This window comes from Pantoea sp. paga (genome assembly GCF_007558755.1).
GTDB classification, from domain to species: Bacteria; Pseudomonadota; Gammaproteobacteria; order Enterobacterales; family Enterobacteriaceae; genus Pantoea; species Pantoea agglomerans.
In genome coordinates this window covers 296434-320883 of the sequence record NZ_VLTF01000001.1, presented here as the reverse complement: position 1 = coordinate 320883, position 24450 = coordinate 296434, and the positions used below count along the sequence as shown (strand labels likewise).

The window sequence follows — 24450 nt, the reverse complement described above, 5'->3', positions numbered from 1 at the left end:
ATCTGGCTATCCAGATACGCACGAAAAATATTACTGGTAAGTCACGGCATATTGCAGTGATGCGGTAACGGTACCCGCCGTTGGCGTGCCTGATGCGTAATAACGGGCAGAGTAGGTGGCAGAGCCAGAAGTTTCACCGGTCTTAAGTGTCAGATCACCGCTGCCGGTATAACCACTGGTCAGATTAACCACCGCATCTTTCGGATCGAGGATTTGTACCTCAACATTTTTTGCGGTTCCGGTGTTAGATAAATTACCGGCAGCGCTAACGTTATTCCCCACAAACACCGTCGAGATTTTGGTGGCAGAGGTACTGTCCCCGGCGCAGCCGCTAACGCCTACGGTGAAGGTGGTATCACCCGCAGTTGCACCAGAGGCAGCAAGGTCCGTAGTACTGACCGTTGGCAGCAGCACGACAGGGGACGCATTGTTGCCATTTACGGAAACAGAACAGGTTTCAGTGGTCACTTCTCCCTGAAAGTTGATGGTGTTATCTGAAGCTGCAAACACACTGGCTGACACCAGCCCGGCACTGATTAACACAGCAAGATTAAGCGTTCTGAATTTGGTGTTCATTTAATACTCCTTTATCATAATTATGCGGAAAATAACTGATTGAGGCTGATGCCCATTTTCCGGCGAATGGCATCTTTGATGTTATATACACGCTTGATTTCGACCCCCATTTCTCTGGCAATTATCGGCAGTGAAAGCCCGTTCATCGCCAGATCAAGGAACCGAACTTCATCCTGTTTAAGTGCATTCACTTTCTTCCTGACCTCGCCTTTCAAACCGAAATAACAGCCCTGAATTTGTCTGTTTATCTCCTCCAGAGACAAATCGGCATAAATCACAGTTTGTATACGCAGGTCCTCTTTTTGCCAGTACGCCGCAAGCGGTTCCATATGGCGATCACTGACGATTATCAGCATTAATCCCGTATGTTTTAAATACTCAATCCAGTTGCTATTGGTAAAATACCTGACATTTTCTCTGGAGAAGTCAACGAATACACAACCTCTGCAAAAGAGACTCTCATATTTTCCAGCGACCATGCTGAGTATGGATGAAGAGAAAAAATGATTTCCTCCCGGCCATGTGGTGATTTTTTGCAATGGACATCTGCTATAAATGTCTGATGCGCGATGGGTGAGATCACAGCCATATTTACAACTGGCGCAGCGAATTTCCTCTCTGGTTATCTTTATCATAATATTTTGGCGTTGTTGCGAGAGTTGTGATTATTTTATCGATAAAAATCTCCGCATTTCAAGGCGATGAAAATTATCCGCTATTTCCTTCATTCGGATTTTTCTTAAGGAGCCACCTCCACGGGCGGGAGTAATATTTGTTGAAAATTCGGGACAAAAAAGACGATGACTCCCACAGCAACACTGAGAGACCAGGATTTTTTTACGTCCGTTAGGAATATTTCGCAAATATCGCCACTTTGATCAATAAAAATTCCGCACTCAAAGCTAAATATGAGTGAATTTTGATCAGCAATAAATCTTGTATTTAAGAATCACTGTAATGGCTTTGATAAGTTATTTCTTTACTGAATCTATTAGTACTTACTCCCTAATTCCATTGAAATGATGTGTATTTTAAAGAGGTTTAATAAAAAATTAGCGACGATATTTATAGTTCATATAACATTTAATTAAGAAAAATCTTGGTAACAAAGATGTTAATTGACACTCTTCCTATAAATATTGATCTAAATCAGTTATTTAGTGTATGGGAACATCACTATTTTGGGCAGTGTCATTAAAAGAAAAGAGATCTATATTTATTTCTTTCCCGGGCATTATTATTCAGATTTTGTATGCGAAGAATCATTCTTGCTGTGCGAAATTTACGTTCTGCTTTTTTGTCAGATTATAATAAAAGACAAGGTAGTTAATGGATGACAGGACAGAGCAGGGACGTTACACCTCATTTTGTGTGTCGCTGATAGTGCTGAAAACGACCGGATGTCACTGACTCTTATTTTCAGGGCTCAGGGCAAAAGCATCACTGCGTTACGGTGACAGCCGTGCAATCGCAATGCGAATAGCCGGTATGAGTCCGGCTGACCAGACAGCCAGCAGAAAGCTGACTCAGGCTTTCTTGATCATTACAGGATTAACCTGGCAAGGAACGGAGTAAAGAAAGCGTAGTTACACGGGGACGCGTTTACGACAATTTAGTGGTACGCACGGCAGACAACGAGGATGAACATAAGCGGTGATGCATAGACGCCTCTACAGCATTTTTGTGGCCGACAGCCCTGATGAATGCGCTAATTTTCACGTAGCGACGTCACTGCTTAAGTGATTAGAGAAACGGTCAGAATGCGCAGCAGTGCATTCCAGCCAGCCGCAAAGGGCGAGATCGTCATTGCATCGTCCGGCTGTTTGTTGATGAGAGGATAGCGTGTAGAGTCGCTGAAGAAGATGTCCCGCAGGGAAAGCCATGCTGAATAACGTAGCATCACATTATTTCAGTTTCGGAACAGAGTAAGCGACAGTAACAAGGTCAGGCAGACATTGTGATCGTTTCTGACAGATTTTGCTGTACAGAGGAAAACAGTCAGGATCAGCCCAAAATGGTGAGCAGACCATACAATAGAGCATCACGCTCCCGATCATAATCAATATGCGCATAATGTATATTATGTTAAATAAGATATTAACAGCGCATTTATCGCCATGGATTCTGCTCCGTTCTTTCCTGGTATTCCACCAATGGCACTGCCCTGCGCTTTCGAACTGATTCCTTCAAACTTACTGCCTGAAACCAACCCCGGACGACGATTCGGTCCGGGGTTGGTTTCATGACCGGTCAGTTATTTGAGATGCGAACGCAACTCTTCACCCGCCTGATTAATAGCTGTTCTGACCGTGGGTTCCTGACTTAACGCGTTGAGCAAACCGTAATCATGAATCATGCCATTGTAACGCGTCACGGTAACCGGCACGCCTGCTGCATCCAGCTTACGACCGAACGCTTCACCTTCATCACGTAACACATCCAGCTCCGCAGTCTGAATCAGCGTTGGCGGCAGCCCCTTCAGCTGTTCAGTCGTGGCGCGCAGCGGTGATGCCAGGATGTTATTACGATCTTTTTCCGAAACGGCGTAGTTATCCCAGAACCACTTCATCATGTTTTTCGTCAGAAAATGACCGTCAGCAAATTGATCATACGACGCGGTGTCGAAACGCGCATCGGTAACCGGCCACAGCATCACATCATAACGAATGGCCGGCGTTTTAAATTGTTTCGCCTGCAAGGCTACCGCTGCCACCATGTTACCGCCGACGCTATTACCAACCAGCGCCAGACGTTTTCCGTCAACGCCAATTTCAGCGCCATGTTCGGCGACCCATTTAGTGGCTTCATAGGCCTGAGTAATTGCCACCGGGAAATGGGCTTCTGGTGATGGTTGATAATTGACAAATACCGCAGCAGCGCCGGATGCATTCACCATGTCACGTACCAGTCGCTCATGGGTCGGAAAATCACCCAGCACCCAGCCACCGCCGTGGAAGAACATAAACACCGGCAAGGTGCTGCTGGCGTGCCCGGGCTTAACGATGGTCAGCGTCAGAGGCTTGCCCTGTATAGTGATGATCTTCTGTGAAATCTGTGCCGGCGGCAGTTCTGCGCCCTTCTGCGCACCCGTCAACACTGCTCGGGCATCTTTGACGGGGAGTTGCTCAATCGGTTTACCACTTCCGCTGTTGAGCGCCTTCAGGAAAGCGGCCACGCCTGCGGTCGGTTGCGGACTGTTTTCAGTGGGTGCAGCAAACGCGGTACTCATCTGGCTGGCTAACAATAATGCACTGGCGATCAGTTTCATTTTCATCACAGGACTCCAATTAACTTGCTATTAAGTAGTGTGCTATCTGGTTGGCGCGACAATGACACGGCAAATCTTTATTGTAAACTACTAAATAGCACGCTATTTATGTGATGCCTTTACTCCTTCTGACTATTTTCGCCATTAACAAACTACTTTGCTGCTATCTGTATCGATTTTCAGCAATTAAGCACGACGCCTGAACGACTAAAAAAGTTAAAAGCATGGTACTTTTCTGGTTAAGTTCAGCATGGACGCCAACGGTGATCGATACCCTATCCCGCTGCCGCTGCTGAGTCCGTCTGGTTTTATTACAACCTGTCGCGGTAAATTTTTTGAACGCATCCGGCTCGCTGATCAGGCGTGCCGGATTCACTTTCTCACGCCATTCGCGCCGGAAAACAGCCCGCCTGCGAGTCGATAGATGTCCGGCAGTTGATAACTGACGAGATAATTCTGTATATGCCGCTGTTAGTCACCGGCCTGACCCTGAGCTTTATCGATCGCATCCTGCAGCATCGATTCCATTGCGCCACCAGGGAATACCGTTACGGTCTCTGCGGTCGCACCCGCTACAGGCATCACAATGATTCCCGGCGTGCCCTGAAAGCCTGAATTTTTCGCCAGGATATCCGTGCGCGACAATGTGCCGAGCATATCGTTGTTTTTTAACTTACCGGCACCCGCTGCAGAAACCGCCTTAGTGACATCTTTGTGTGTCAGCGCCCCTTCAATATGACCACTGGCAAACAGTGCATTGTGGTAATTCATATAGGTATCGCCGCCCTTTTGCTGCCAGATTCTTAAACCTGTTTCGGCTGCTTCAAAAGAGGGTTTCCAGCGATAGCCAAAAATCGGCCACTCTTTAAAAATAAAGCGCACCTGAGGGTTATTTTTCATCAATGACTGAATGACGGGTGCCTGACGGGCACAGACGCTGCACTGATAATCGAAGAATTCTATAACCGCGACTTTAGCGTTCTCAGGCCCAATGGCAGGCACCGTTTTATCATTCAGCAATTCATCCTGATGTTGAATTGCCGCAGTGGTCATCGCTTTCATCTGCTCGTCATACTGAATTTTCTGCAGTTTCTGATCGACTTCAATCAGGAATTCCGGGTGCTTCAGTAGCAAGGCTTTCGCTATTTCGCCAATACGGGCTTCCTGTTCAGGTGTAAACAGCGGTTCATCGGCGGTGGCTGCAGTCTCAGCAGGTTTCTGCGGGATATCCCCATCCGTTTTGTGCTGCTCTGCTATTGCCGCCGGATGCGGCTCACTCTTTTCTGCCGCGGAAGGTGCATCAGCTGTCGGATTAACAGCCGGTGAAGGTTTATTACTGTCAGATTGTGACTGAACCGGCGCACCTATCGTGGCTTCCTGGGGTGCCGGAGCCGAACCGGATGCAGCGACTGGCGCAGTCGCGACAGACTCTTGCTCTGCTGCTGTGGGTCCGGATGACGCTGTTGCTACGGAATCAGCGGGTTGCTGCAGTGCCGGAGCGGTTGGTGCCTCTGACGCGGATGGCGAACCAGAACTGGCTGGCGGTTGCGAGCTCGTGTCCGGCTGTGAAACAGCGGATGCTGCAGGTTCATGTTGGGTGTTTACGACGCTTTTGTCTGCGGAATCAGAAGCTGACAACTCTGCCGCCATTGCAGTTGAAACGCCGTTAGCGCCAGCCAGTAACATAATGGCCAGCGCCAGTTTATTCATTCTCATTACTTGTCGTCCTGAATGTGAGGTCATCACTCTGAAGCCTGGCTGCCTGATGTTCCTTCCCGGCAGCGCCTGTAAGGGATCGTCTGCGCTGCAATGCAATGCCAGAGCAGGACCACAGTGATGACAAAAAAGCGCAGCGCTGCTTATGATGCAGCGCCGCTCTGGCTATTTTCATTAGCTGATCCTGTAACTTATTGACTTAATTCATATAAAGCAGAGTTAAGCAGGTAACTGCCCTGCTTTTGTGACTGAATTGAGTATCGGCGAAGCTGACGCCTTTTTTCCTGCTGATAAGCAATAGCCGCACAAAGGCTGACTTATTGTTGAAAGTGCTTTTGTATGATGTAACTAAATAACGCAATGTTCTTTCTTCTCAGAAATTTCACATTTCCTGCGGCTAAATATCTCTTTGCCCTCAGGCACATTACTCTCTTTGCACTGTCACCCGACTTCAGACAATCAATAAAGGAAACATTGATGAAAACTTCATATGCCTTGATCGCAACATTACTGATGACCTCTGGCGCATCCGCTATCGCAGCTCAGCCTGCTACCGCTAAAAACCCACTGAGCGTGCACGTTCTTAACCTGCAAACCGGCCAGCCAACAGCAGGCATCGAAGTTGAACTGGATCAGAAGCAGCAGGAAAACTGGGTGAAACTGGCGTCAGGCGTCACCGATAACAATGGTCGCATCAGCGCCCTGTTCCCGCAGGACAAAATGGCCAGCGCGGGAAGCTACCGCGTGGTGTTTAAAACCGGTGACTTCTATAAAAAGAACAACCAGAAAACCTTCTTCCCGGAGATCCCGGTTGAGTTCAACATGGAAGCCAGCGGTGAGCACTACCACATCCCGTTGCTGCTGAGCCCGTTTGGTTACTCTACCTATCGCGGCAACTGATTCCGATCCGGCACTCAGGTGCCGGATTTCCCCTCTCCCGCTACCCGTGCCGGAAAGCACTCCACCAGCCAGTCGATAAATACCCGAAACCGTTGCGTAACGTGCCGGTTTTGCGGATAAACCAGATGAAACGGATAACCCGCAGGACGCCATTCGTGCAGGATCTCAACCCTTTCTCCCTGCCGCAGAATCGACGACAGCGAATAATCAAATGTCTGCATGATCCCAGGCCCTGCAAGTCCCGCGGCCAGATGCGCGTTGCTTTCATTGACGCCAATGCGATGCGCACAGGTGATCTCAATTTTATCTCTCTGATGTTCGAACCGAAGCGGAAATGGCTTGCTGGTTTGCGGCGAGAGATAACTCACCAGCCGGTGACCGTTGCGCAGTTCATCAGGATAGGCGGGCACACCAAACTCAATGCCGCAGAACTGTTTGTCGATGTCGGAATCGCACAGGTCTGACAGTCACCCTGTAGCTGAATATCAGACCCGGGTGATTGCCATTATCCGTTACGCAGAATCCCGGTTCGCCGGGCGTGTGCAGCAAAGCGCGCCAGGCTGAACCGTTAACGGATCAATCCCTGTCTGAGACAGCAGGCTACGTTGATCTGTAACCTGAATCCGGCACGCCGTCATAAAATGTCACGTTGAAGAAACACCCACCTGGCAAATCCCCGGCTATAGTTATTGCCTGTCACATCAGTCATAAAACCATGGAGATAACATGAGCCAACTTTTTTCCACTGTCTCGCTGGGCGAACTTACGCTGGATAACCGCATTGTGATTGCGCCGATGTGCCAGTACTCCGCTGAAGCGGGCAATGCGACCGCCTGGCACAGGATCCATCTTGGCCAGCTGGCCTTTTCCGGCGCAGGTCTGATGATTATTGAAGCCACTGCCGTAGAGGATATTGGTCGCATCTCCCCCGGCGATCTCGGTTTGTGGAATGATGATAATGAAGCTGCGCTGAAAACGGTTCTGGAAGATGTCCGACGCTACTCCTCTATTCCGGTTGGTATTCAGCTGGGCCATGCGGGACGCAAAGCATCGTGTGTCGTACCCTGGGAAGGCGGTAAGCAGATTGCACCTGAAGCCGGCGGCTGGCAAACCGTGGCTCCGTCCGCACTGAGCTACAGCGCGGATGAAGTGAAACCGGTTGCCATGAACACTGACGATCTGGCGCGGGTAAAACAGGCCTTTGTCGACAGCGCCCTGCGTGCGGTGCGTCTGGGAATTCAGCTTATCGAAGTGCATGCCGCACACGGCTACCTGCTGCATCAGTTCCTGTCGCCGCTGTCGAATCAGCGCAGTGATGAATATGGCGGCTCGCTGGAAAACCGTATGCGCTTCCCACTGGAAGTCTTCAAAGCCGTTCGCGATGCCGTACCCGCTTCCGTGCCGGTAGGCGTGCGCATTTCCGCCACTGACTGGGTTGAAGGCGGCTGGGAGATCAATCAGTCAATCGCCTTCTCGCGTGAGCTGGAAGCGCTGAACAGTGCCTATATTCATGTCTCAAGTGGTGGTTTGTCGGAAGATCAGAAAATCAGTGTCGGACCCAATTATCAGGTGCCGTTCGCCCGCGATATTCGTGAGCAGGTGTCGATTCCGGTGATTGCGGTCGGCTTAATCACTGAGCCGCAGCAGGCAGAAGATCTGCTGCAACAGGGTGAAGCTGACCTGGTGGCGCTGGCGCGCGGTATTCTCTACGATCCGCGCTGGCCGTGGCACGCAGCCGCTGCGCTGGATGGTAAAGTCCAGGTTCCGCCACAATATCTGCGTTCCGAACCGCACGATGTAAAAGGCATCCTGACGCAGGATCAGTAAGCTTTAATGGGCAGGCCGCATTAACGTCGGTCTGCCCGTTATCTTATAAAATGCCTTTCAGCCGCAGATGCTGCAGCAGCATAATGGTCTTGGCATCCACAATCTCACCCTGGTCAATCGCCTGTAACGCCTGGTCGAAACCGATCTCAAGCACCTCAATATCTTCACCCTCTTCCGCTATTCCGCCGCCTTCACCGCTACGCTGCTGATCGCCATACTCGGCAATAAAAAAGTAGAGTTTTTCAGTAACCGAACCGGGGCTCATAAAGGCTTCAAAAACCTTCTGCACATGGCTGACGCGAAAACCGGTTTCCTCTTCAGCTTCGGCAACAATACGCGCTTCCGGCGAAGCGTTATCCAGCAGACCGGCGGCCGCTTCAATCAGAAAGCCATCATGCCCGTTCAGGAAAATCGGAAAGCGAAACTGACGGGTCAGTACCACCGTTCGTTTGTCACGGTTGTAAAGCAGGATCACTGCGCCGTTACCGCGGTCATAGGCTTCACGGCTCTGCTCCTGCCAGCGACCGTCACGGCGCAGCAGTGAGAACGTATATTTCTTCAGGGTATACCAGTTGTCTGACAGCAACTGCTCATTGATGATGCGCACGCGGGGATGGTTCTGCTGCATGATGCTCTCCAGGATAGGTAGACAGCCATCACGCTATCATGCACAATCGTGCAACTTCAAGAAAAAACATGCAAAGGTCAGTTATGCTATCCAGCCAGCGAAAACAGACGATTCTTGCCCTTCTCGCCCAGGAAAAACAGGTGCAGTCGCGCGAACTCAGCCAGCGTTTTGGCCTCTCCGAAGATTCTATCCGCCGCGATCTGCGTGAACTGGCGGCAGAAGGATTATTGCAGCGGGTACATGGCGGCGCGCTGCCGGTTTCCGCTGCGCTGGCAACCTTTGAAACACGCAAAAGCGTGCAGACTGCTTCCAAACAGGTTATTGCGCAAAAAGCGGTTTCACTGATCCAGCCGGGACAGATCGTACTGATTGATGGCGGGACCACCAGCGCGGAACTGGTGCGACGGTTACCCGCCACGCTGAGCTTTACCGCGGTGACGCACAGTCCCAGCGTGGCGCTGGCGTTAGCCGATCATCCACTCGTGGAGATCATACTGATTGGCGGGCAGCTCTATAAACATTCAGTGGTGACGGTGGGCGCAGCGATGCTGGAGTCGATCAACCGCATCAATGCCGATCTCTTTTTTATGGGCGTCACCGGCGTGCATCCGGCTGCGGGCCTGACCACCGGTAATTTTGAAGAGGCGACGGTCAAGCGTGCGCTGGCAGGACGCGCAGCGGAAACCGTGGTGCTGGCGTCAGCGGAAAAGCTGAACTCCGCCTCGGCATTTGCCATTGGCGACCTGTCGCTGTCCAGCACGCTGGTCGTGGAAACGCAGCCGGACGAGGCGCTGCGACAGGCGCTGAGTCAGCAGGGTGTGACGATCATCTGAGTTCGTAGCAGGCCTGCAGCGCAAGATGCGGACCGCTCAAGGGTCGCTGTGTGTCAGGAAACTGCTGTGCTACTGGCGTCATTGAGCTTTGCGCCAGGGCCACCGCAACGGCTCCCTGCTGATAAGCCTGCTCTGCTGCTGCTGCAATCAGCGCAAAATAGCGTGTTGTCTCCCCCGCTTTAAACGCCGCCCACGCTCCCTCCACCAGCGCAACCTCCACCTGGCTGCCGGGCTGACAGAAAAGTGTCCGCGTCGCCGCCAGCGTTGATTCTGCCGCACAGAGCGCGACTGCGCGCCCTGCCTGCCGCTGCAGCGCCTCTGCCAGCATTCCGTCGGTGCGCATAACCCGATCCTGCGCGCTGAAATCACCGGCAACCGGCCCCAGCGTCGAGCAGGTGATCAGCACCGCATCGAACTGCGGCAGCAGCGTTTCAATCATTTGGGCAATACGGCGGCGTAACGCAGTCGTCATCCCGCCGCTGCGTTCCGCTTCTGCCAGCAGCGCAGGCATCACCAGATGATTCAGCGGTGGATTGTCACGCGCCAGTGCGCGGGCGGCATCATCAAATATCGCGATATTACTGGCCGCGGTGTGAAAGCAAAGAATGTTCAGGGTGAACTCCGGTACAGGTCAGATTGCGGATTGCCAGGCTGCATGCTGGATAACAACACGATAACCATCCCTGTCGATAAATGTCACGCCCCGTTGGTCCCAGTAAGGATTCAATGCAGGAATCCTCTGTCATCCATGGAGCCATTAACTCTTTCGGTGTTGCTTTTGTTAAACCCTGATACAGATTGAAGGCATAAAAAAACCCGCCTTAGCGGGTTTGGGAGGAAGCTGACAGTCAACCAGCCTTTGCTTCGCGTGAACGCACTGTGCCTGAGCGCTCCGCAAGATCAAAAGATTCTTTGAGCTGACGCATTGCTTCCGCTTTACGCTCTGCAACTGTCATTTTCTTCAGGGTTGAAATATCGTGTGTTGAGTACATAACCTCTTCCTCCTTCGCCTATGGCGGTATTCACTTCATACATTACATCACGGGGCGGATGCTGTAAAACCCGGTCATAGAAGCGTTTTAGCTTCTCTGTTTCTGCAATCGCAAAATATGCCCTGGCCCTGTAAGCCTTGTGGTGAAGCGTAATGATAGTCGCCACCCTCTGACCTGGGTGCGTGTCATGCCGCACTGCTGATGACTCGCCTGCCCGTTTTTTGCAAGCGGATGTGAACAGCCGTCAGCCTGAATCCATGACGCGAATGGTCCTGCATCCGCTATGTCCCCGTGGTTAGCTCCCTATGCCCTGTTATCCGTAAATCAGCTTACCGCTCACAGCGCTAAACGCATTCCCGCCGTGGTCATCTACACTTTCCTGGTATTCATAGGGTGATGCCCTGAGCATTGCCCGGCTATAAAAGGATGACAATATGACTGAACAAGCAACCCAGAACCACGCCTGGTTACTGGCTTCACGCCCACACGGTGAGCCGACCAAAGAGAATTTCCGCCATGTGGCGCAGCCCGTCCCGGAAATTAAAGAGGGTGAAGTACTGCTGAAGACCATCTATCTCTCGCTTGACCCCTACATGCGTGGGCGGATGGACGAGGGTAAATCCTACGCCGCGCCGGCAGAGCTGGATCAGCCGATGGTGGGCGGCACCGTCTGTCAGGTCGCCGAATCGAAAAACAGTGACTTCAAGACCGGTGACTGGGTGCTGGCGCAGAGCGGCTGGCAGGAATATGCCGTCTCCGATGGCAAAGAGATTGCGAAGCTGGGCAACGATCTGCCTCATCCCTCATGGGCGCTGGGTATTCTCGGTATGCCAGGCTTTACCGCCTACATGGGTCTGATGGATATCGGTCAGCCGAAAGCGGGTGAAACCCTGGTCGTTGCCGCCGCAACCGGTCCGGTGGGCGCAACGGTCGGTCAGTTGGGTAAACAGAAAGGCTGCCGTGTCGTTGGTGTGGCGGGCGGTGAAGAGAAATGCCGTTACGCGGTGGATACGCTAGGTTTTGATGCCTGCCTCGATCACCACAGCGCCGACTTTGAAGAGCAGCTGAAAAATGCCTGCCCGGATGGCATCGATATCTACTTCGAAAACGTCGGTGGCAAAGTGTTTGATGCCGTGTTCCCGCTGCTGAACACCGCTGCGCGCGTGCCGGTCTGTGGTCTGGTCTCGGCTTACAGCCAGCGTGAGCTGCCGCAAGGCCCGGACAGAACTTCTCTTATCATGGCGGGCATTCTGAAACGCCGTATCCGTATGCAGGGCTTTATCATCTTCCAGGATTATGGTGACCGTTACCCTGAGTTCCTGGAGGCGATGCGTCCGCTGGTGGAGAACAAAAAAATCCACTATCGCGAGCACATGATTGAAGGATTAGAGAACGCGCCACAGGCGTTTATCGATATGCTTAATGGCAAAAACTTCGGTAAAACCGTGGTGAACGTCGGCGCCTGATGACGTTAGCGTGCCGCGTCACTGACGTGGCACGCCATTAATCAGTGCGGCTGCCGGGAAACGTGTTCGGCAGCTGCACGATTTGCCGCACTCACCGCTTCTGCCAGCGTTGCCCCGCTACTCAGCCGCTGACATAACACGCCGACAAAACAATCCCCGGCACCGTGGGTGCTCACCAGCGTCACCTTCTGCGCCGCCAGTGTATGAGTCTCTCCCGCCTCGCTGTAAGCAACACCATGTTCACCAGCGGTAACTACCACTCTGGCAAACCGGCTGGCCAGCGATTCCGCCGCTGAGCGCGCCGATGTCAGATCCTGCACGCTAATCCCGCACATATCGCGCGCTTCAATGGCGTTCACCACCAGCAGATCGATACAGTTTTCAAACGCGGCTGACAACGGCCGGGCGGGCGCGGCATTGACACAGACCCTAATCCCCCGCTGCTGTGCCGCCCGGGCAGCACAGAGGTTCACCACTTCCGGAACTTCATTTTGCAGCACCAGCAGCGACACCTCCTGCCAGAAGCCAGGCTGTTCAAAGGTCTCCAGCGGGATCTGCTGATTGGCATTGGAGACCACCACCGCACCGTAATCTCCTTCGGCATCGGTAATCGCCACGCTCATCCCGGAGGGAAGTGCATCAATGATGCTGACGGCGGTGCAATCGACCCCGGCCTGCTGCAGATGATCCAGCAGGAATTGCCCCTGCTGATCGCGCCCCACTGAACCGGCAAAGCGCACGGCAGCGCCCGCTTGTGCCGCTGCGACGGCCTGATTACCACCCTTGCCACCAAACTTATAGTGACAGGCGCTGCCCATCACCGTTTCGCCTTTTTCCGGGCGATGGTGTGCATCCAGCATAATGTCGTAGTGAAGACTGCCGGTGACTGCAATTTTGCTCATAGCTAGAATTCCCGCAGATCCTGAACCGCATGCTGGGTTTTCATCAGGTTCTTCTCCGCCCGCTTCAGATCTTTCTTGGCGATAGCGACAAACAGCGCATCCAGAATATTGAGCTGGGCGATGCGTGACGCGGCGTTTTCACCCAGCAGATGCGATCCCTGAGAGGTTGAATTGAGGACCACATGCGCACTCTGCGCGATCGGGGATTCGGCGTAGTTGGTAATGGCGATAACCTTCGCACCATTCCTTCCTGCCAGTTTCACCGGATCGTTCACCGCACGCGTAGCACCCGAATGGCTGATGGCGATAACCACATCGTCATCAGATAACACGGCGGCTGACATCAGCATGATGTGGGCGTCGTCATAGGCAGTCGACTTGATGCCAATCTTCAGCATCTTGTGTGACAGGTCCCGCGCCACAGCGGCAGAACCGCCCACGGCATAGAGATCGATATGACGCGCTTTAAAGATAATATCCGCCGCACGATTGAATTCAGAAACATCCAGAATCGATAAGGTCTCTTCAATCGCCTGGATAGAGGTTCTGAAAACTTTGGCCAGCAACTGCTCCGACGAATCATCCGGCTCAATTTCCGCATGCAGCCCTGCCACTTCAGACTGGTTGTAATAGATCAGGCCACTTCTGAAATGCCTGAAGCCGGTAAAGTTAAGTTTTTTGGTAATCTTAACGATCATCGCTTCAGAGACATTATTCTCCCGCGCAATCTCCTTTAATGAGGATTGCTCGGTAATGTCGGTTCGGGCAATTATCGCCTCAGCTACCCGACGTTCTAACGGCGTCAGCTGGGGCAAACGCATACGAATCTGAGCGCCAATGGCTCGCGGATCTTGCTTCATTACTTGCCTCGGGTCGCCCGGTCAATCAACATCGCTATGATAATAATAAGGCCGGTAGCGAGCAATTGGTAAAAGGCCTGAATGTTCAGTAAGGTCAAGCCATTACGTAACGCACCGAGGATAACCACGCCGATCAGCGTCCCGAAGATACTGCCCTTGCCGCCCATTAACGACGCACCGCCAATGGCCGCCGCCGCAATCGCATCCAGTTCCCACAGGTTGCCGATGGTCGGTTCGGCAGCCCCCAGACGACCAATCAGAATCAGCGAGGCCAGTGAAGCCAGTAGGCCGGAGAAGATATAGACCGTGACCTTGGTGCGCTTAACCGGCACACCCGCGACCCGCGCCGCCTCTTCATTGCCGCCAATCGCCAGAATATATTCCCCCAGCGGGGTCTTATTCATCACCGTCCACAGCAGCAGCGCAATCACTGCCACAATCACAATCGGCGTGGGGATACCGAAAAGCGTACTGTTGATCAGGCTGCGAAATTCCAGCGGAATACCAAAGATGGGATTGCCACCGGTGTAGATCAGCGCAATAGCCCGGAACAGCGACAGGCCGCCCAGCGTGACAATAAACGGCTGCAGTCCGGCATAGGCGATCAGCGTGCCGCTGAACAGCCCGCACATCGCGCCCACACCCAGCGTCGCGAGGATCGCCAGCGGCACCGGCACGCCCGATGCCATCAGGGTTGCACCCAGCACCGCAGAGAGCGCCGCCGTGGGGCCGACCGAGAGGTCAATCCCGCCGGAGATAATCACCAGCGTCATGCCCAGTGCGATCAGGGCGTTGATTGAGGACTGCTGCATAATATTCAGCAGATTAGGCAGGGTGAAAAAGACCGGCGACAGAAACGAAAATGTCACCACGATAATCAGTAAGCCAATTAAGGTACCGGCATCACGCAGATTAAATTTAAGCCGCAGCGCAGGTCGGGTACCCGGCCCGGTAGATGTCTGAGTTGTCATAGTTATAACCTTAAATAGTGTCAGGTAAGCGGTCAGGCGGTCTGGTCGATATCTTTAATGGCATAACGGGCAATGTTCTCTTCGGTGATCGCGCTGCCGGTCAACTCTTTGGTGATCCGGCCCTCGCGCATCACCAGCACCCGATCGGAGATGCGCATGATCTCGGTCATTTCTGACGACACCACCACAATGGCTTTGCCCGCCTGGGCCAGTTTTTCAATCAGGTGATAGATTTCAGACTTGGCACCAATATCGATACCGCGCGTCGGCTCATCAAACAGAAACACATTGGCATCCGCCGCAACCCAGCGGCCAATGATCACTTTTTGCTGATTGCCACCGCTCAGCGTGCCGATGGTTTTCTCGATGTCGAGCGGGCGCAGTTTCAGGTCACCCATGACCTTCAGCGCCTCGCGGTCCAGCCGGGCCTGGTTCATCAGCCCCGCCGACGTGAAGCGGTGCATCGACGGCAGCGCCATATTCATCTTCACCGCCCGCTCTTTGATAATGCCCTCTTTCTTGCGGTCTTCTGGTACCAGGCCAATGCCCGCCTTGATCGCCGCACGCACGTTGTGGTTCTTCACCGCGGCACCGTTGACGCTCACCGTGCCACGGGTGCGCCTGTCGATACCGGCAATCAGCTTCAGCAGTTCGGTGCGTCCCGCGCCGACCAGCCCGGCAATTCCCAGCACTTCGCCCGCACGCACGCTGAAGTTTGCCGCCACCACCTCATTGCCACGCGTCAGATCCTCTACCCGCAGTACTTCGCGATCGGTGACAAATGCCTGATGGTCAAGCTTGTCGATCTTCCGTCCAACCATTTTGGCGACGATGCTCTCCTCATCCTCATCACTGATGTTGACCACCCCCACCTGCTTTCCGTCACGCATAATGGTGGCGCGGTCGCAGACCCGGAAAATTTCATTCATCTTGTGCGAGACATAGATCAGCGAGACGCCGGTCGACTTCAGATCGCCAATCAGCTCTGCCAGCCGGTCGAATTCGCGTGGTGTCAGGCTGGAGGTCGGCTCATCCATGGCGATGATTTTGGCGTCGTCCAGCAGCGCCCGGGCAATCTCAACAATCTGCTGCTGCGATACCTTGAGGTTCCTGATCGGCGTATCGGGATCGATAGTGGGATCCAGCGTCTTCAGTATCAGGGTAGCCCGCGCCAGCTGGGCCTTTTTATCCACCCACCAGCCCCCGGCGCGGGTCAGCGGGCGACCCAGAAACATGTTCTGCGCCACGGAAAGCTCAGGCACATGCTGTAACTCCTGGTGGATCATCGCGATCCCGGCCTGACGGGCGCTGAGCGGACTGCGGATCTGCACCCGGTTTCCGTTGACGCTGATCTCCCCGCTGTCCGCACCGCGAACGCCGGAGAGGATATTCAGCAGCGTCGACTTACCCGCGCCGTTTTCCCCAATCAGCGCGTGTACCTCGCCGGGACGCACTGAGAAATCGACATCCTGCAGCGCGGCGGCGTTACCGTAACTTTTGCTGATGCCACGCATCATTAAGCGAAACTGTTCCATACCCGCTCCCGCTGACTTATTGTTGAGCCAGCAGCTGACGCAACCGGTTGTTGTCTTTGGTTGAGAACGCCTCGACATTCTCTTTAGTGATCAGCGCCTGGGGTGTCGAGACAACGCGCGACAGTTTCTGTCCGTTGATCAGACGGATAATGACGTCCATCGCCACTTCACCGGTCAGCACCGGGAAACTGTCGACCGTGCCGGTCAGCTCGCCGCGCTTAATCGAGGCGTAGGCATCGGAAATACCGTCAGTGCCAAAGATGGCCACCTGTGATGCTTTGTTCTGCGCGCGTACCGCCTCCACCACACCCAGCGCCATGGTGTCGTTGTTGGCGTAGAAGCCGATCAGATCGGGATGCTGCTGCAGAATGGTTGATGCGGCGTTAAAGGCCTGCTCACGACTCCAGTTAGCGGGTACGCTGGCCACGATGGTGAACTTACCGGCGTTGTCCAGCGTCTCTTTAAAGCCACGGGTGCGCTGTCCGGCGGCATAAACCCCTGGCTGCCCTTCAATTACCGCCACTTTGCCGCCCTGCGGATGGTGCTGAATAAACCATTTCGCCACCCGCACGCCATTGTCTTTCTGGACATTGCCGACGTAGTAGCGCGCATTCGGCATTACCGCATCATTAACGTTCACCACCGGGATATTTTTACTGTTGGCACTCTCCAGTGCAGGCTCCAGGTTGATATCGGTCTGCGGCGAAACCAGCAGGCCGTTAAAGCCCTGCGAGATCAGGGTTTCCGCAATGGAGAGCTGACCAAGCTGATCGTCTTCATTGGCCGCCGCCTGATAAGCGACAGTGAAACCATACTTTTTCGCCGCGTTCTGGTAGCCCTGGCCGAGTGAGCGCCAGTACTCATTGGTCAGGGTTTTCGATACTCCGCCAATCTTCAGCGACTTATCGACTTTTGGCAGTGCGCCATATTTGGTGTCGAGCTGGGTCCAGTCGGTGCGATCCGGTTCAGTATCGGATTGCAGCGGTGCCAGTTCTGCCGCATAAACCGTGCTGCAGAGCAGTGAGGAGGCGATAAGAGCAAGCAGGCGTTTTTTCATTTTTTATTCTCAGGGTGTTGGGTAGAGGTGTGATGTTTTTATGATTAATCGGCTGTCAGCGCGCCAGCATGATGTCATTGACGATCTGCTGAGAAGCCACCGCATCCTGACGCTCAATGGCCGCCAGTAACGCCGCGTTGTCGTGCAGCTGGTCACACAGCCTCAGCAGACGGGTCACGGTCGCAATATTGCTTTCTGCTTCACGGATCGGGTCAAGACCGCTGGCATCCGGGAAGGTATCGAAGTAGTAGGCACCGCGGTAGCCATCACGCTGCATCTGCCAGAGAAACTCCAGCGTGGCGCGTGGGTTAACTGAGCCAACCATCAGGCCATCATCACGCTTGCCCCAGCCGTCATTGAGGTCCAGCCCCAGCAGCCGTGAGCGGCGCGCCACCATGGCGGCGGCGTAAGCCGGGATCTCATTGGCAAACAGTACATGAGCAAAATCCAGGGTGATCCCCAGGTTGGTGCAGCCCGCCTCTTCCACGGCCAGCAGACAGGTGGTGGCGTTGGGAAAGATGCTGTAGGCGCGCGGCTCATTGGGTTTATATTCGATGCTGACGTCAACGTCCGGTGCATACTCCGCCACTTCACGCACGGCGCTGACCGCATCCTCCCAGATCTTCTTATAGTCCGCCTGGAAGCAGTAATCGAAACCGTCCTGCCCCATCCACAGCGTCATCAGCCGTGAACCAAATTCCCGACCCGCGTCAATGCCCCGTTTGGTCAGCTCAATCGCTTCGCGACGCACTTTCGCGTCGGGATGGGTAAACGCGCCGATTTTGAACTGCGGCGCGTCCCAGCGCATCTGCATGCCGTTGACGGCCAGACCCGCATCACTGATCGCCTGGCGCAGTGTGGGGATATCGCTGGTGAGATGCTGCGGAAAGTTGAGGTCGAGATGCGTTAAGCCTTTGACCTTGCCTGCACGGGCAACCATCTGCAGCACAGAGGGCTTGCCCTGCTGATCGGGCCAGTAGAGGTGTGCCCCCGAGGCGAAAGAGTTAAGACGGGTAGCAAATTTCAGTTCCGACATGAGCATCAATCCTTCAGAGTGCGTATTGTGAAGTACTTTTCGTATTCACGATTAATTGTGAAGTCATATATTAATCTACGCCTCGCGGCTTAATGCGCAAGTCTGTCAGGCAGGAGAAATCATTAAACCGGGAGCGCTGTCACGAAATGGTTTCGATGCGTTATCAGATAATGAGAATGCGAAGATGAAAGAATTGAGATGAAATACAACAGGTTGTCGCGCAAAGCCGGGCGTGAGATCTGGCAGGCAGAGGTGTGAAAAAAGCTGAGCGCCAGGGCGGCGCTCAGCGGGTCGGTTTTTTAAAAAATTACTTCAGACGGAAAGCGACAACGCTGTCACCCGCCGTGGTGCCGAGTGAGCCGTGGCCGCCCGCGGCAATCACCACATACTGCTTACCATCTTTGCCCATAAAGGTGGATGGCGTGGCCTGCGCACCCGCGCTCAGTTCAGTCTGCCACAGCAGTTCGCCGGTGGTGCTGTCGTAAGCACGGAAGAAGTTATCTGCCGTTGCGCCGTGGAACACCAGATCACCCGCCGTCAGCAGCGGTCCGCCGTGCGCCACCATGCCCATCGGGAAACCGAGCGGGAAACGGCCAGGCAGGAAGCTGGTCTTGAGGTTTTTGGTGGTGCCGACGCGACGCAGCCATTCGGTTTTGCCGGTGGTCAGATCCACACCGACCATCCGTCCCCACGGTGGCGCGATGCAGGGAATACCCAGACCCGATGCCATCTGCTGGATGTGGATAGCGTAGTCACCGTGGAAGTTCTCATTCCAGTACGGCGTACCATCTTTGGTGAAGGTACGCTGGGTTTCGGTTTCCGGCGTGCGTCTGATGAGGTTGTATTTGTAAGCCAGGCGCACCGGTGCCGCAATCAGCATCTGACGCTGTGGATCAACCGCTACTGAACCCCAGTTAAACACCCCGATGTTGCCCGGGAAGATCAGCGAGCCTTTCTCCGTTGGCGGCGTCCACGGATTACCGTCATAGCGCAGCTCACGGAACGTGGTGCGGCAGGCCATCTGGTCAAACGGCGTAATGCCCCACATTGACTTCTCTGTCAGCGGCTGCGGAATGAAGTTCAGGCTGGAGACCGGCTGGGTCGCCGCATACTGCTCGCCTTTAATGCCATCCGTGGAGACCTTAACCTGCTCTACCGGATAAACCGGTTCGCCGGTCAGGCGGTTCAGCACAAACAGGTTGCCGGTTTTGGTCGGCAGGATCACCGCCGGTTGCGGTTTGCCCTGATAGTTGATGTCCACCAGCGACGGCTGTGACGGGTTATCGCGATCCCACAGGTCGTGGTTCGAACTCTGATAACGCCATTTGAACGCACCGGTTTTCAGATCCAGTGCTACCAGCGCATCACGGAATTTTTCAGTGTTGCTGGCAGGATCGCGTTCAAGTCCCACTTCATCCGGCGAGGCGTTACCAAACGGCACATAGACCAGGCCGTTTTTCAGATCGGCGCTCAGGGTGGCCCAGGCGACCGGGGTATCCTGCGGATAGGTTGCCCCTTCAGCGACCGGTGCGGTGTTATCCGGGTTAGCCGGATCGAAGTTCCACACCAGACGACCGCTGACGGCATCATAGGCACGGATCACACCTGATGGGTTACCGCTGTTGAAGCCGTTATCCATCACCGAACCGCCGACAATCACCAGGTTGCCCGCCACCAGTGGCGCGGCAGTCTGCATCAGCGCGTGCGGACGCACCTCGCCCATGTTGGCGCGCAGATCCACCACACCGTTGTCACCAAAGTCAGCACAGGCTTTGCCGGTATCGGCATCCAGCGCCAGCAGGCGGGCATCGGTGGTGGCATTGAAAATACGCTTGCGGCAGATGGCCGGCGATGCGCCCGTCTGCTGCTGCGCCTGCTGACCGGCATCGAAGTAGCTCACGCCACGACAGGTCTGGTGCTGCTGCAGATAGGAGCGGTTTTTATCCGGCGCTGTTTTCCACTTCACCGCACCGGTTTCCGGGTCGAGGGCATGGACTTCGTTGTGCGGCGTACAGAAGTAGAGCATGCCGTTGGCTTTCAGCGGTGTCGCTTCAAAAGTGTATTCGGTCGCATCATCACCCTGACGCAGGTCGCCGGTGTGATAGGTCCAGGCCACTTCCAGATCTTTCACGTTATCTTTGGTGATCTGCTTCAGCGCCGAGAAGCGCTGGCCATCTGTGGTTCCGCCATAGGCGCTCCACTCTTCAGCGGCACCGCCGGTCGCAGAGGCGTTGCGCGGCGTATTAATGGTGCCCTGTTGCGGCAGCGGATCGTAGAAGCAGAGACCGATGACCAGCAGTACCATCAGGACGACGGAACCCCCGAGGAAAGGATGGAAGCGACGCTGCCCCTGATAGAGCGGACGCACCACCCACGGCAGTGCCAGCCAGAGACCCAGCACACCAAACAGGTCGCCGCGCGGGATCCACTGCCATTTGTCGAAGCCCACTTCCCAGATAGTCCAGAACAGAGTGATCCACATCAGCAGCGCATAAAGCGTCAGCGCACTGCGTTTGTTCATCAACAGCAGAATCGCGCTGAGCAGGACGCCCACGCCCATCAGCGCATAGAACGCGCTGCCTCCTGCAAGCAGGAGTTGTCCTCCCATATAAATCAGGGCGATAGCGAATATCACCATGATTATACTGGTTATTTTATTGATCATGAGCCATCCTCGGGTCATTAGCGGCAAGTGAAAGGTTAAGCTGGAAACATAAATTCAACGAGATTTTAACTTACACACGAAATATGTAAAAACGTGTATAAGCGTTAATCATTAGAAATATTTATTATAAATGTCACCGGTTCAGGCGGTCAGGCCGCTTTTTTTACTTTCTGAAGGGTTAAATACGGGATATCCATCACAAAAAATTAACCATAGGCTGCTAACGACCGCACCTTTTGTTCAAAGGCGATCAATTATCAGACAAGCCGCGCTTCTGTAACGCCGGCTTAAGTGTGCACGACGAAAGATTTTTAGTGTCAAATAATCATAATGGTTTATTCGCCTTGCCCTGCAATAACTCTTAATGCTGAAATCAGGAAAGTAATTGCCCTGCTGTTTCTATCAGGATAATCATCAATGCCGACGCGGTGTGATGAATTTTAAAATCATTTAATGGTGCCGGGCATGTCGCGATTTTATTAATTTTCAGGAAAATAAAAAACAGGGAATAGATTAATGAAAAAAGGAATTTTGCTGATGAAAACCATTTCAGATATTCCGTAGCATGACGCTTATTTTATCTGTGATATATATCAGCTCTCTTATATTCTTTTATCCGGCCAGCAGGCGGGATTTTTCTGGCAGCAATGACCCAGGCAGGTTAACTATGTCCGCACTTCACGCTATTTATCGCAAGTTTCGTTTCCCTTTTAAGTTTCTTAATGCTGCCATTCGCTATCCTGCTGCGCAGGCACGGGTAAAGCGTTATTCCGTCATGTCGATAGAAGAGACTGTCGATCTGTTATTACGTAACCCACAATTATCCCTGGCCCGTTACGGCGACGGTGAACTGGAAATGACCTGGTATAAAAACATCGGCTTTCAGCCATTTGACCCCAATCTCTCTGCACGGCTCAAAGCCTTGCTGCAGCAGGATTCAGGAGCCAACCCGAACTGTCTGATCTGTCTGCCGGATGCCTTTCGTACCACCCATAATATGCGGAGCGGATCGGCCCTGTTCTGGTTCTTCCATAAATCATTTTATTTTAAATATTATGAGGCTCTGCTGAATAAACAGTACCAGTATGGAAACACTTCGGTGACCCGTCCCTATCACGATTATAAAGGCAAGCAATTATCCCGGACGATATTTGATAAATTCAAACAGCTCTATCAGGGCCGCCGGGTATTAATTGTGGAAGGCAGTGGAACGCGTCTGGGATTAGGCAATGATTTACTGGAGGGAGCCAGCGAAGTGAAACGTATTACGACGCTGAACCGTAATGCCTTTTCCGTTTATGAGCGTCTGTTTGATACCGTTTTAGAGAATGCCGTCAACTTTGACCTGGTCTTGATTTCATTAGGGCCGACCGCAACCGTGCTGGCTTATGACTTAAGTCAGCACGGTATCCGCTGTATTGATAGCGGACATGTCGATATTGAATATGAGTGGATGCTGGCCAGTGCCACCACGAAAATAAAAGTGGACGGAAAAAACGTCAATGAGGCGGGCGTGCTGCTGAGTGAACAGACTACGGTGGCAGATGCAACTTATCAGCAGCAGATTTTACAACACGTTGGCGAAATGCCACAGGCCGTGAGAGCTGATGCAGAAGCAGTCACGGAAGCCGTGGTTATCCCGCTGCCACACGTCAGCCCTGATCATCATAACGCCGCCTGAGCCTCACCACCGTCAGGCAGCGTCTGCACCGCATTGATGCGCAGGCGAATTATTAGCGGGATCAGTTAACCCTACAGGGGCGCGATCAGCGGCCCCTATCCTGTGCCCGTCCCCTGTTTGCCGGATAAATGCCCTTTCCGGCATCAATTTTGCTTCTGCTCTCCTGAGACATTTAATCAGGAGAAGTGAGATGACAACCAGCCGTTACCGTTACACCATATTTTCACTGCTGTTCCTGATCGCTCTGATCAACTATATCGATCGCGGTGCCCTGTCGTTTGCGGCCAACGCTATTGCGGCGGAATACCACTTCAGCAAAGTCCAGCTCGGAGCCGTGCTGGGCTACTTTGGCTTTGGCTATCTGTTTGGTTCACTGTGTGGCGGCTTTCTTGCCGACCGTATCGGCACAAAAAAGGTCTGGCTGCTGGCAGGCGGGCTCTGGTCACTGCTGGAGATCGCCACCGCCTGGGCGGGGGAACTGGGCATGGCGCTGTTTGGCGGATCCGCCATTATGGGCTTTGCTGCCCTGCGCATCATGTTTGGTTTTTCCGAAGGCCCGGCCTATGCGCTGATGAACAAGGCGATTGCCCACTGGGCGCCCGATAATGAGCGCGGCTTTGCGCTGGGCATCGGCCTGCTTTCGACCCAGGTTGGCGCGCTGCTGACCGCCCCGATTGCGGTGGGCCTGCTGCTGCTGACCCATGACTGGCGCATGATGTTTATCCTGCTCGGTGTTTTCTCCCTGCTGGCGATGGCGCTGTTTGCCCGCACCTTCAGCGACAGCCCGGAGAAAAGTCCACATACCAACGCCGCAGAACGTCAGCTTATCCAGACCGGTCAGCGCCGCAGTGCGGGCGACAGCGTACCACTGCCCTGGTGGTGCTTCTTTACCAGCCGCACCCTGGTCTGCAACGCGCTGGGCTACTTCTCATTCCTCTACATCACCTTTACCCTGGTGACCTGGATGCCGAAATATCTGCAGGATAATTTCCATTACGACCTGCACTCACTGTGGTACGTCGCGATGATCCCGTGGAGCGGCGCCTGTATCACGGTGCTGCTGGGCGGCCGCATTGCCGACGCGCTGCTGGCCCGCTTCCGTAATCTGCGTCTGGCGCGCAATCTGTTTGCCGCCGTCACGCTGTGCGGCACCGCCTGCTGCTTTATGGCGATCCCCTATGTGCAGTCGGCTGCCGGGATTATTGCACTGATGACGCTGGGCAATGCGCTGAATGCGCTGGTGAACAATGTCTACTGGTCGGTGGTGATTGATGTCACCCCTAAAGCGTCAGTGGGCACCTATAGCGGCATGACGCTGGCGATAGCCAATCTGGCAGCGATTATCTCTCCGATGCTCTGCGGCTGGCTGGCGGAATATTACGGCTACAACGCAATGTTTACCGTCACCGCACTGATCGCCTTTGGCAGTATGCTGGCAATGACGCTGCTGCAACCGGAGAAGCCGCTGGTGGCCGAGGCGCAGACCGGCGCAGCGGACGTTTCTGCCGCCTGATCTTAAAAGAGGATTTCCTGACAC

The 24450-nt window shown here is 53.9% G+C and carries 21 protein-coding genes and 2 pseudogenes; 6 read left to right on the top strand and 17 right to left on the bottom strand.

Annotated features, from left to right (window positions below):
* Positions 1–30: 30 nt before the first annotated feature.
* The 5 genes from FOV68_RS01545 to FOV68_RS01530 form a co-directional block, all read right to left on the bottom strand.
* Positions 31–576 carry a fimbrial protein gene (locus tag FOV68_RS01545; RefSeq protein WP_064704327.1) on the bottom strand — a complete coding sequence of 182 codons (546 nt, stop codon included), beginning with the start codon at positions 574–576 and terminating at the stop codon, positions 31–33.
* 20 nt (positions 577–596) lie between these two features.
* The gene (locus FOV68_RS24240) at positions 597–1115 is read right to left on the bottom strand and encodes a LuxR family transcriptional regulator (RefSeq protein ID WP_227024282.1); all 519 of its coding nucleotides are present in this window, start codon (positions 1113–1115) and stop codon (positions 597–599) included.
* A gap of 1196 nt (positions 1116–2311) precedes the next feature.
* The gene (locus FOV68_RS23945; protein ID WP_186289707.1) at positions 2312–2476 is read right to left on the bottom strand and encodes a hypothetical protein; all 165 of its coding nucleotides are present in this window, start codon (positions 2474–2476) and stop codon (positions 2312–2314) included.
* Between the two features lie 354 nt (positions 2477–2830).
* A complete protein-coding gene (locus FOV68_RS01535; protein WP_083068026.1) occupies positions 2831–3850 on the bottom strand; it encodes an alpha/beta hydrolase in 1020 nt (339 codons plus the stop codon).
* A 465-nt stretch (positions 3851–4315) separates the two neighbouring features.
* Complete coding sequence (locus FOV68_RS01530) at positions 4316–5560, bottom strand: thioredoxin domain-containing protein (RefSeq protein ID WP_186289706.1); 1245 nt, start codon at positions 5558–5560, stop codon at positions 4316–4318.
* A gap of 477 nt (positions 5561–6037) precedes the next feature.
* Between FOV68_RS01530 and uraH the strand changes: the two genes are divergently transcribed.
* On the top strand, positions 6038–6460 hold the full coding sequence (gene uraH, locus FOV68_RS01525) for a hydroxyisourate hydrolase (protein ID WP_115387541.1): 423 nt from the start codon (positions 6038–6040) through the stop codon (positions 6458–6460).
* Between the two features lie 14 nt (positions 6461–6474).
* On the opposite strand, the pseudogene FOV68_RS01520 reads toward uraH, so the two are convergent.
* A pseudogene (locus FOV68_RS01520) lies at positions 6475–6876 on the bottom strand (LysR substrate-binding domain-containing protein); the annotation flags it as partial.
* A 310-nt stretch (positions 6877–7186) separates the two neighbouring features.
* On the opposite strand from FOV68_RS01520, the gene FOV68_RS01515 reads away from it, so the two are divergent.
* Complete coding sequence (locus FOV68_RS01515) at positions 7187–8287, top strand: NADH:flavin oxidoreductase/NADH oxidase (protein WP_143990217.1); 1101 nt, start codon at positions 7187–7189, stop codon at positions 8285–8287.
* Between the two features lie 43 nt (positions 8288–8330).
* Here FOV68_RS01515 and FOV68_RS01510 read toward each other — a convergent pair whose 3' ends face one another.
* Positions 8331–8915, bottom strand: coding sequence for an NUDIX domain-containing protein (locus tag FOV68_RS01510; protein WP_010670144.1), 585 nt, complete (start codon positions 8913–8915; stop codon positions 8331–8333).
* Between the two features lie 83 nt (positions 8916–8998).
* On the opposite strand from FOV68_RS01510, the gene FOV68_RS01505 reads away from it, so the two are divergent.
* Positions 8999–9748 carry a DeoR/GlpR family DNA-binding transcription regulator gene (locus tag FOV68_RS01505; protein WP_031592315.1) on the top strand — a complete coding sequence of 250 codons (750 nt, stop codon included), beginning with the start codon at positions 8999–9001 and terminating at the stop codon, positions 9746–9748.
* Here the strand turns inward: FOV68_RS01505 and FOV68_RS01500 are convergent.
* From FOV68_RS01500 to FOV68_RS23940, 3 genes and pseudogenes are all read right to left on the bottom strand, one after another.
* Positions 9741–10259, bottom strand: a complete 519-nt coding sequence (locus FOV68_RS01500) for a glutamate racemase (RefSeq protein ID WP_143990457.1) — start codon at positions 10257–10259, stop codon at positions 9741–9743. The two genes, FOV68_RS01505 and FOV68_RS01500, sit on opposite strands and share 8 nt — an antisense overlap.
* A 120-nt stretch (positions 10260–10379) precedes the next feature.
* Positions 10380–10487: pseudogene (locus tag FOV68_RS24235) on the bottom strand (VOC family protein); the annotation flags it as partial.
* A 109-nt stretch (positions 10488–10596) separates the two neighbouring features.
* Positions 10597–10740 (bottom strand): hypothetical protein, encoded by a 144-nt coding sequence (locus tag FOV68_RS23940; RefSeq protein WP_166672977.1) that lies wholly within the window; start codon positions 10738–10740, stop codon positions 10597–10599.
* A 434-nt stretch (positions 10741–11174) separates the two neighbouring features.
* Between FOV68_RS23940 and FOV68_RS01490 the strand changes: the two genes are divergently transcribed.
* Complete coding sequence (locus FOV68_RS01490; RefSeq protein ID WP_010244937.1) at positions 11175–12206, top strand: NADP-dependent oxidoreductase; 1032 nt, start codon at positions 11175–11177, stop codon at positions 12204–12206.
* 41 nt (positions 12207–12247) lie between these two features.
* Here the strand turns inward: FOV68_RS01490 and FOV68_RS01485 are convergent, their stop codons facing one another.
* The 7 genes from FOV68_RS01485 to FOV68_RS01455 form a co-directional block, all read right to left on the bottom strand.
* A complete protein-coding gene (locus FOV68_RS01485; protein WP_143990216.1) occupies positions 12248–13108 on the bottom strand; it encodes a PfkB family carbohydrate kinase in 861 nt (286 codons plus the stop codon).
* Positions 13109–13110: 2 nt separating this feature from the next.
* Positions 13111–13968, bottom strand: coding sequence for a MurR/RpiR family transcriptional regulator (locus FOV68_RS01480; RefSeq protein WP_099257399.1), 858 nt, complete (start codon positions 13966–13968; stop codon positions 13111–13113).
* Positions 13968–14939 carry an ABC transporter permease gene (locus FOV68_RS01475; protein WP_143990215.1) on the bottom strand — a complete coding sequence of 324 codons (972 nt, stop codon included), beginning with the start codon at positions 14937–14939 and terminating at the stop codon, positions 13968–13970. Before FOV68_RS01475 ends, FOV68_RS01480 begins: the two co-directional genes overlap by 1 nt.
* Before the next feature lie 32 nt (positions 14940–14971).
* Positions 14972–16474, bottom strand: a complete 1503-nt coding sequence (locus FOV68_RS01470) for a sugar ABC transporter ATP-binding protein (protein ID WP_031592323.1) — start codon at positions 16472–16474, stop codon at positions 14972–14974.
* A gap of 16 nt (positions 16475–16490) precedes the next feature.
* A complete protein-coding gene (locus FOV68_RS01465) occupies positions 16491–17531 on the bottom strand; it encodes a substrate-binding domain-containing protein (protein ID WP_143990214.1) in 1041 nt (346 codons plus the stop codon).
* Between the two features lie 55 nt (positions 17532–17586).
* Positions 17587–18567, bottom strand: a complete 981-nt coding sequence (locus FOV68_RS01460) for a TIM barrel protein (RefSeq protein ID WP_143990213.1) — start codon at positions 18565–18567, stop codon at positions 17587–17589.
* Positions 18568–18874: 307 nt separating this feature from the next.
* The gene (locus FOV68_RS01455; protein ID WP_064704338.1) at positions 18875–21232 is read right to left on the bottom strand and encodes a membrane-bound PQQ-dependent dehydrogenase, glucose/quinate/shikimate family; all 2358 of its coding nucleotides are present in this window, start codon (positions 21230–21232) and stop codon (positions 18875–18877) included.
* Positions 21233–21899: 667 nt separating this feature from the next.
* On the opposite strand from FOV68_RS01455, the gene FOV68_RS01450 reads away from it, so the two are divergent.
* Together FOV68_RS01450 and FOV68_RS01445 are read left to right on the top strand one after the other, a co-directional pair.
* Positions 21900–22913 carry a GT-D fold domain-containing glycosyltransferase gene (locus FOV68_RS01450; protein ID WP_143990212.1) on the top strand — a complete coding sequence of 338 codons (1014 nt, stop codon included), beginning with the start codon at positions 21900–21902 and terminating at the stop codon, positions 22911–22913.
* A gap of 190 nt (positions 22914–23103) precedes the next feature.
* A complete protein-coding gene (locus FOV68_RS01445; protein ID WP_143990211.1) occupies positions 23104–24426 on the top strand; it encodes an MFS transporter in 1323 nt (440 codons plus the stop codon).
* The last annotated feature ends 24 nt before the right edge of the window (positions 24427–24450 follow it).

Bases quoted from the DNA above. Each gene is read 5' to 3' on its own strand.
- FOV68_RS23945 (WP_186289707.1), bottom strand. From the start codon at position 2,476: ATGCTACGTTATTCAGCATGGCTTTCCCTGCGGGACATCTTCTTCAGC.
- FOV68_RS01535 (WP_083068026.1), bottom strand. From the start codon at position 3,850: ATGAAAATGAAACTGATCGCCAGTGCATTATTGTTAGCCAGCCAGATG.
- FOV68_RS01445 (WP_143990211.1), top strand. From the start codon at position 23,104: ATGACAACCAGCCGTTACCGTTACACCATATTTTCACTGCTGTTCCTG.
- FOV68_RS01480 (WP_099257399.1), bottom strand. From the start codon at position 13,968: ATGAAGCAAGATCCGCGAGCCATTGGCGCTCAGATTCGTATGCGTTTG.
- uraH (WP_115387541.1), top strand. From the start codon at position 6,038: ATGAAAACTTCATATGCCTTGATCGCAACATTACTGATGACCTCTGGC.
- FOV68_RS01500 (WP_143990457.1), bottom strand. From the start codon at position 10,259: ATGCCTGCGCTGCTGGCAGAAGCGGAACGCAGCGGCGGGATGACGACT.
- FOV68_RS01475 (WP_143990215.1), bottom strand. From the start codon at position 14,939: ATGACAACTCAGACATCTACCGGGCCGGGTACCCGACCTGCGCTGCGG.
- FOV68_RS01460 (WP_143990213.1), bottom strand. From the start codon at position 18,567: ATGTCGGAACTGAAATTTGCTACCCGTCTTAACTCTTTCGCCTCGGGG.
- FOV68_RS01485 (WP_143990216.1), bottom strand. From the start codon at position 13,108: ATGAGCAAAATTGCAGTCACCGGCAGTCTTCACTACGACATTATGCTG.
- FOV68_RS01510 (WP_010670144.1), bottom strand. From the start codon at position 8,915: ATGCAGCAGAACCATCCCCGCGTGCGCATCATCAATGAGCAGTTGCTG.
- FOV68_RS01490 (WP_010244937.1), top strand. From the start codon at position 11,175: ATGACTGAACAAGCAACCCAGAACCACGCCTGGTTACTGGCTTCACGC.
- FOV68_RS01545 (WP_064704327.1), bottom strand. From the start codon at position 576: ATGAACACCAAATTCAGAACGCTTAATCTTGCTGTGTTAATCAGTGCC.
- FOV68_RS01470 (WP_031592323.1), bottom strand. From the start codon at position 16,474: ATGGAACAGTTTCGCTTAATGATGCGTGGCATCAGCAAAAGTTACGGT.
- FOV68_RS23940 (WP_166672977.1), bottom strand. From the start codon at position 10,740: ATGTACTCAACACACGATATTTCAACCCTGAAGAAAATGACAGTTGCA.
- FOV68_RS01450 (WP_143990212.1), top strand. From the start codon at position 21,900: ATGTCCGCACTTCACGCTATTTATCGCAAGTTTCGTTTCCCTTTTAAG.
- FOV68_RS01505 (WP_031592315.1), top strand. From the start codon at position 8,999: ATGCTATCCAGCCAGCGAAAACAGACGATTCTTGCCCTTCTCGCCCAG.
- FOV68_RS01465 (WP_143990214.1), bottom strand. From the start codon at position 17,531: ATGAAAAAACGCCTGCTTGCTCTTATCGCCTCCTCACTGCTCTGCAGC.
- FOV68_RS01530 (WP_186289706.1), bottom strand. From the start codon at position 5,560: ATGAGAATGAATAAACTGGCGCTGGCCATTATGTTACTGGCTGGCGCT.
- FOV68_RS01515 (WP_143990217.1), top strand. From the start codon at position 7,187: ATGAGCCAACTTTTTTCCACTGTCTCGCTGGGCGAACTTACGCTGGAT.
- FOV68_RS01455 (WP_064704338.1), bottom strand. From the start codon at position 21,232: ATGATCAATAAAATAACCAGTATAATCATGGTGATATTCGCTATCGCC.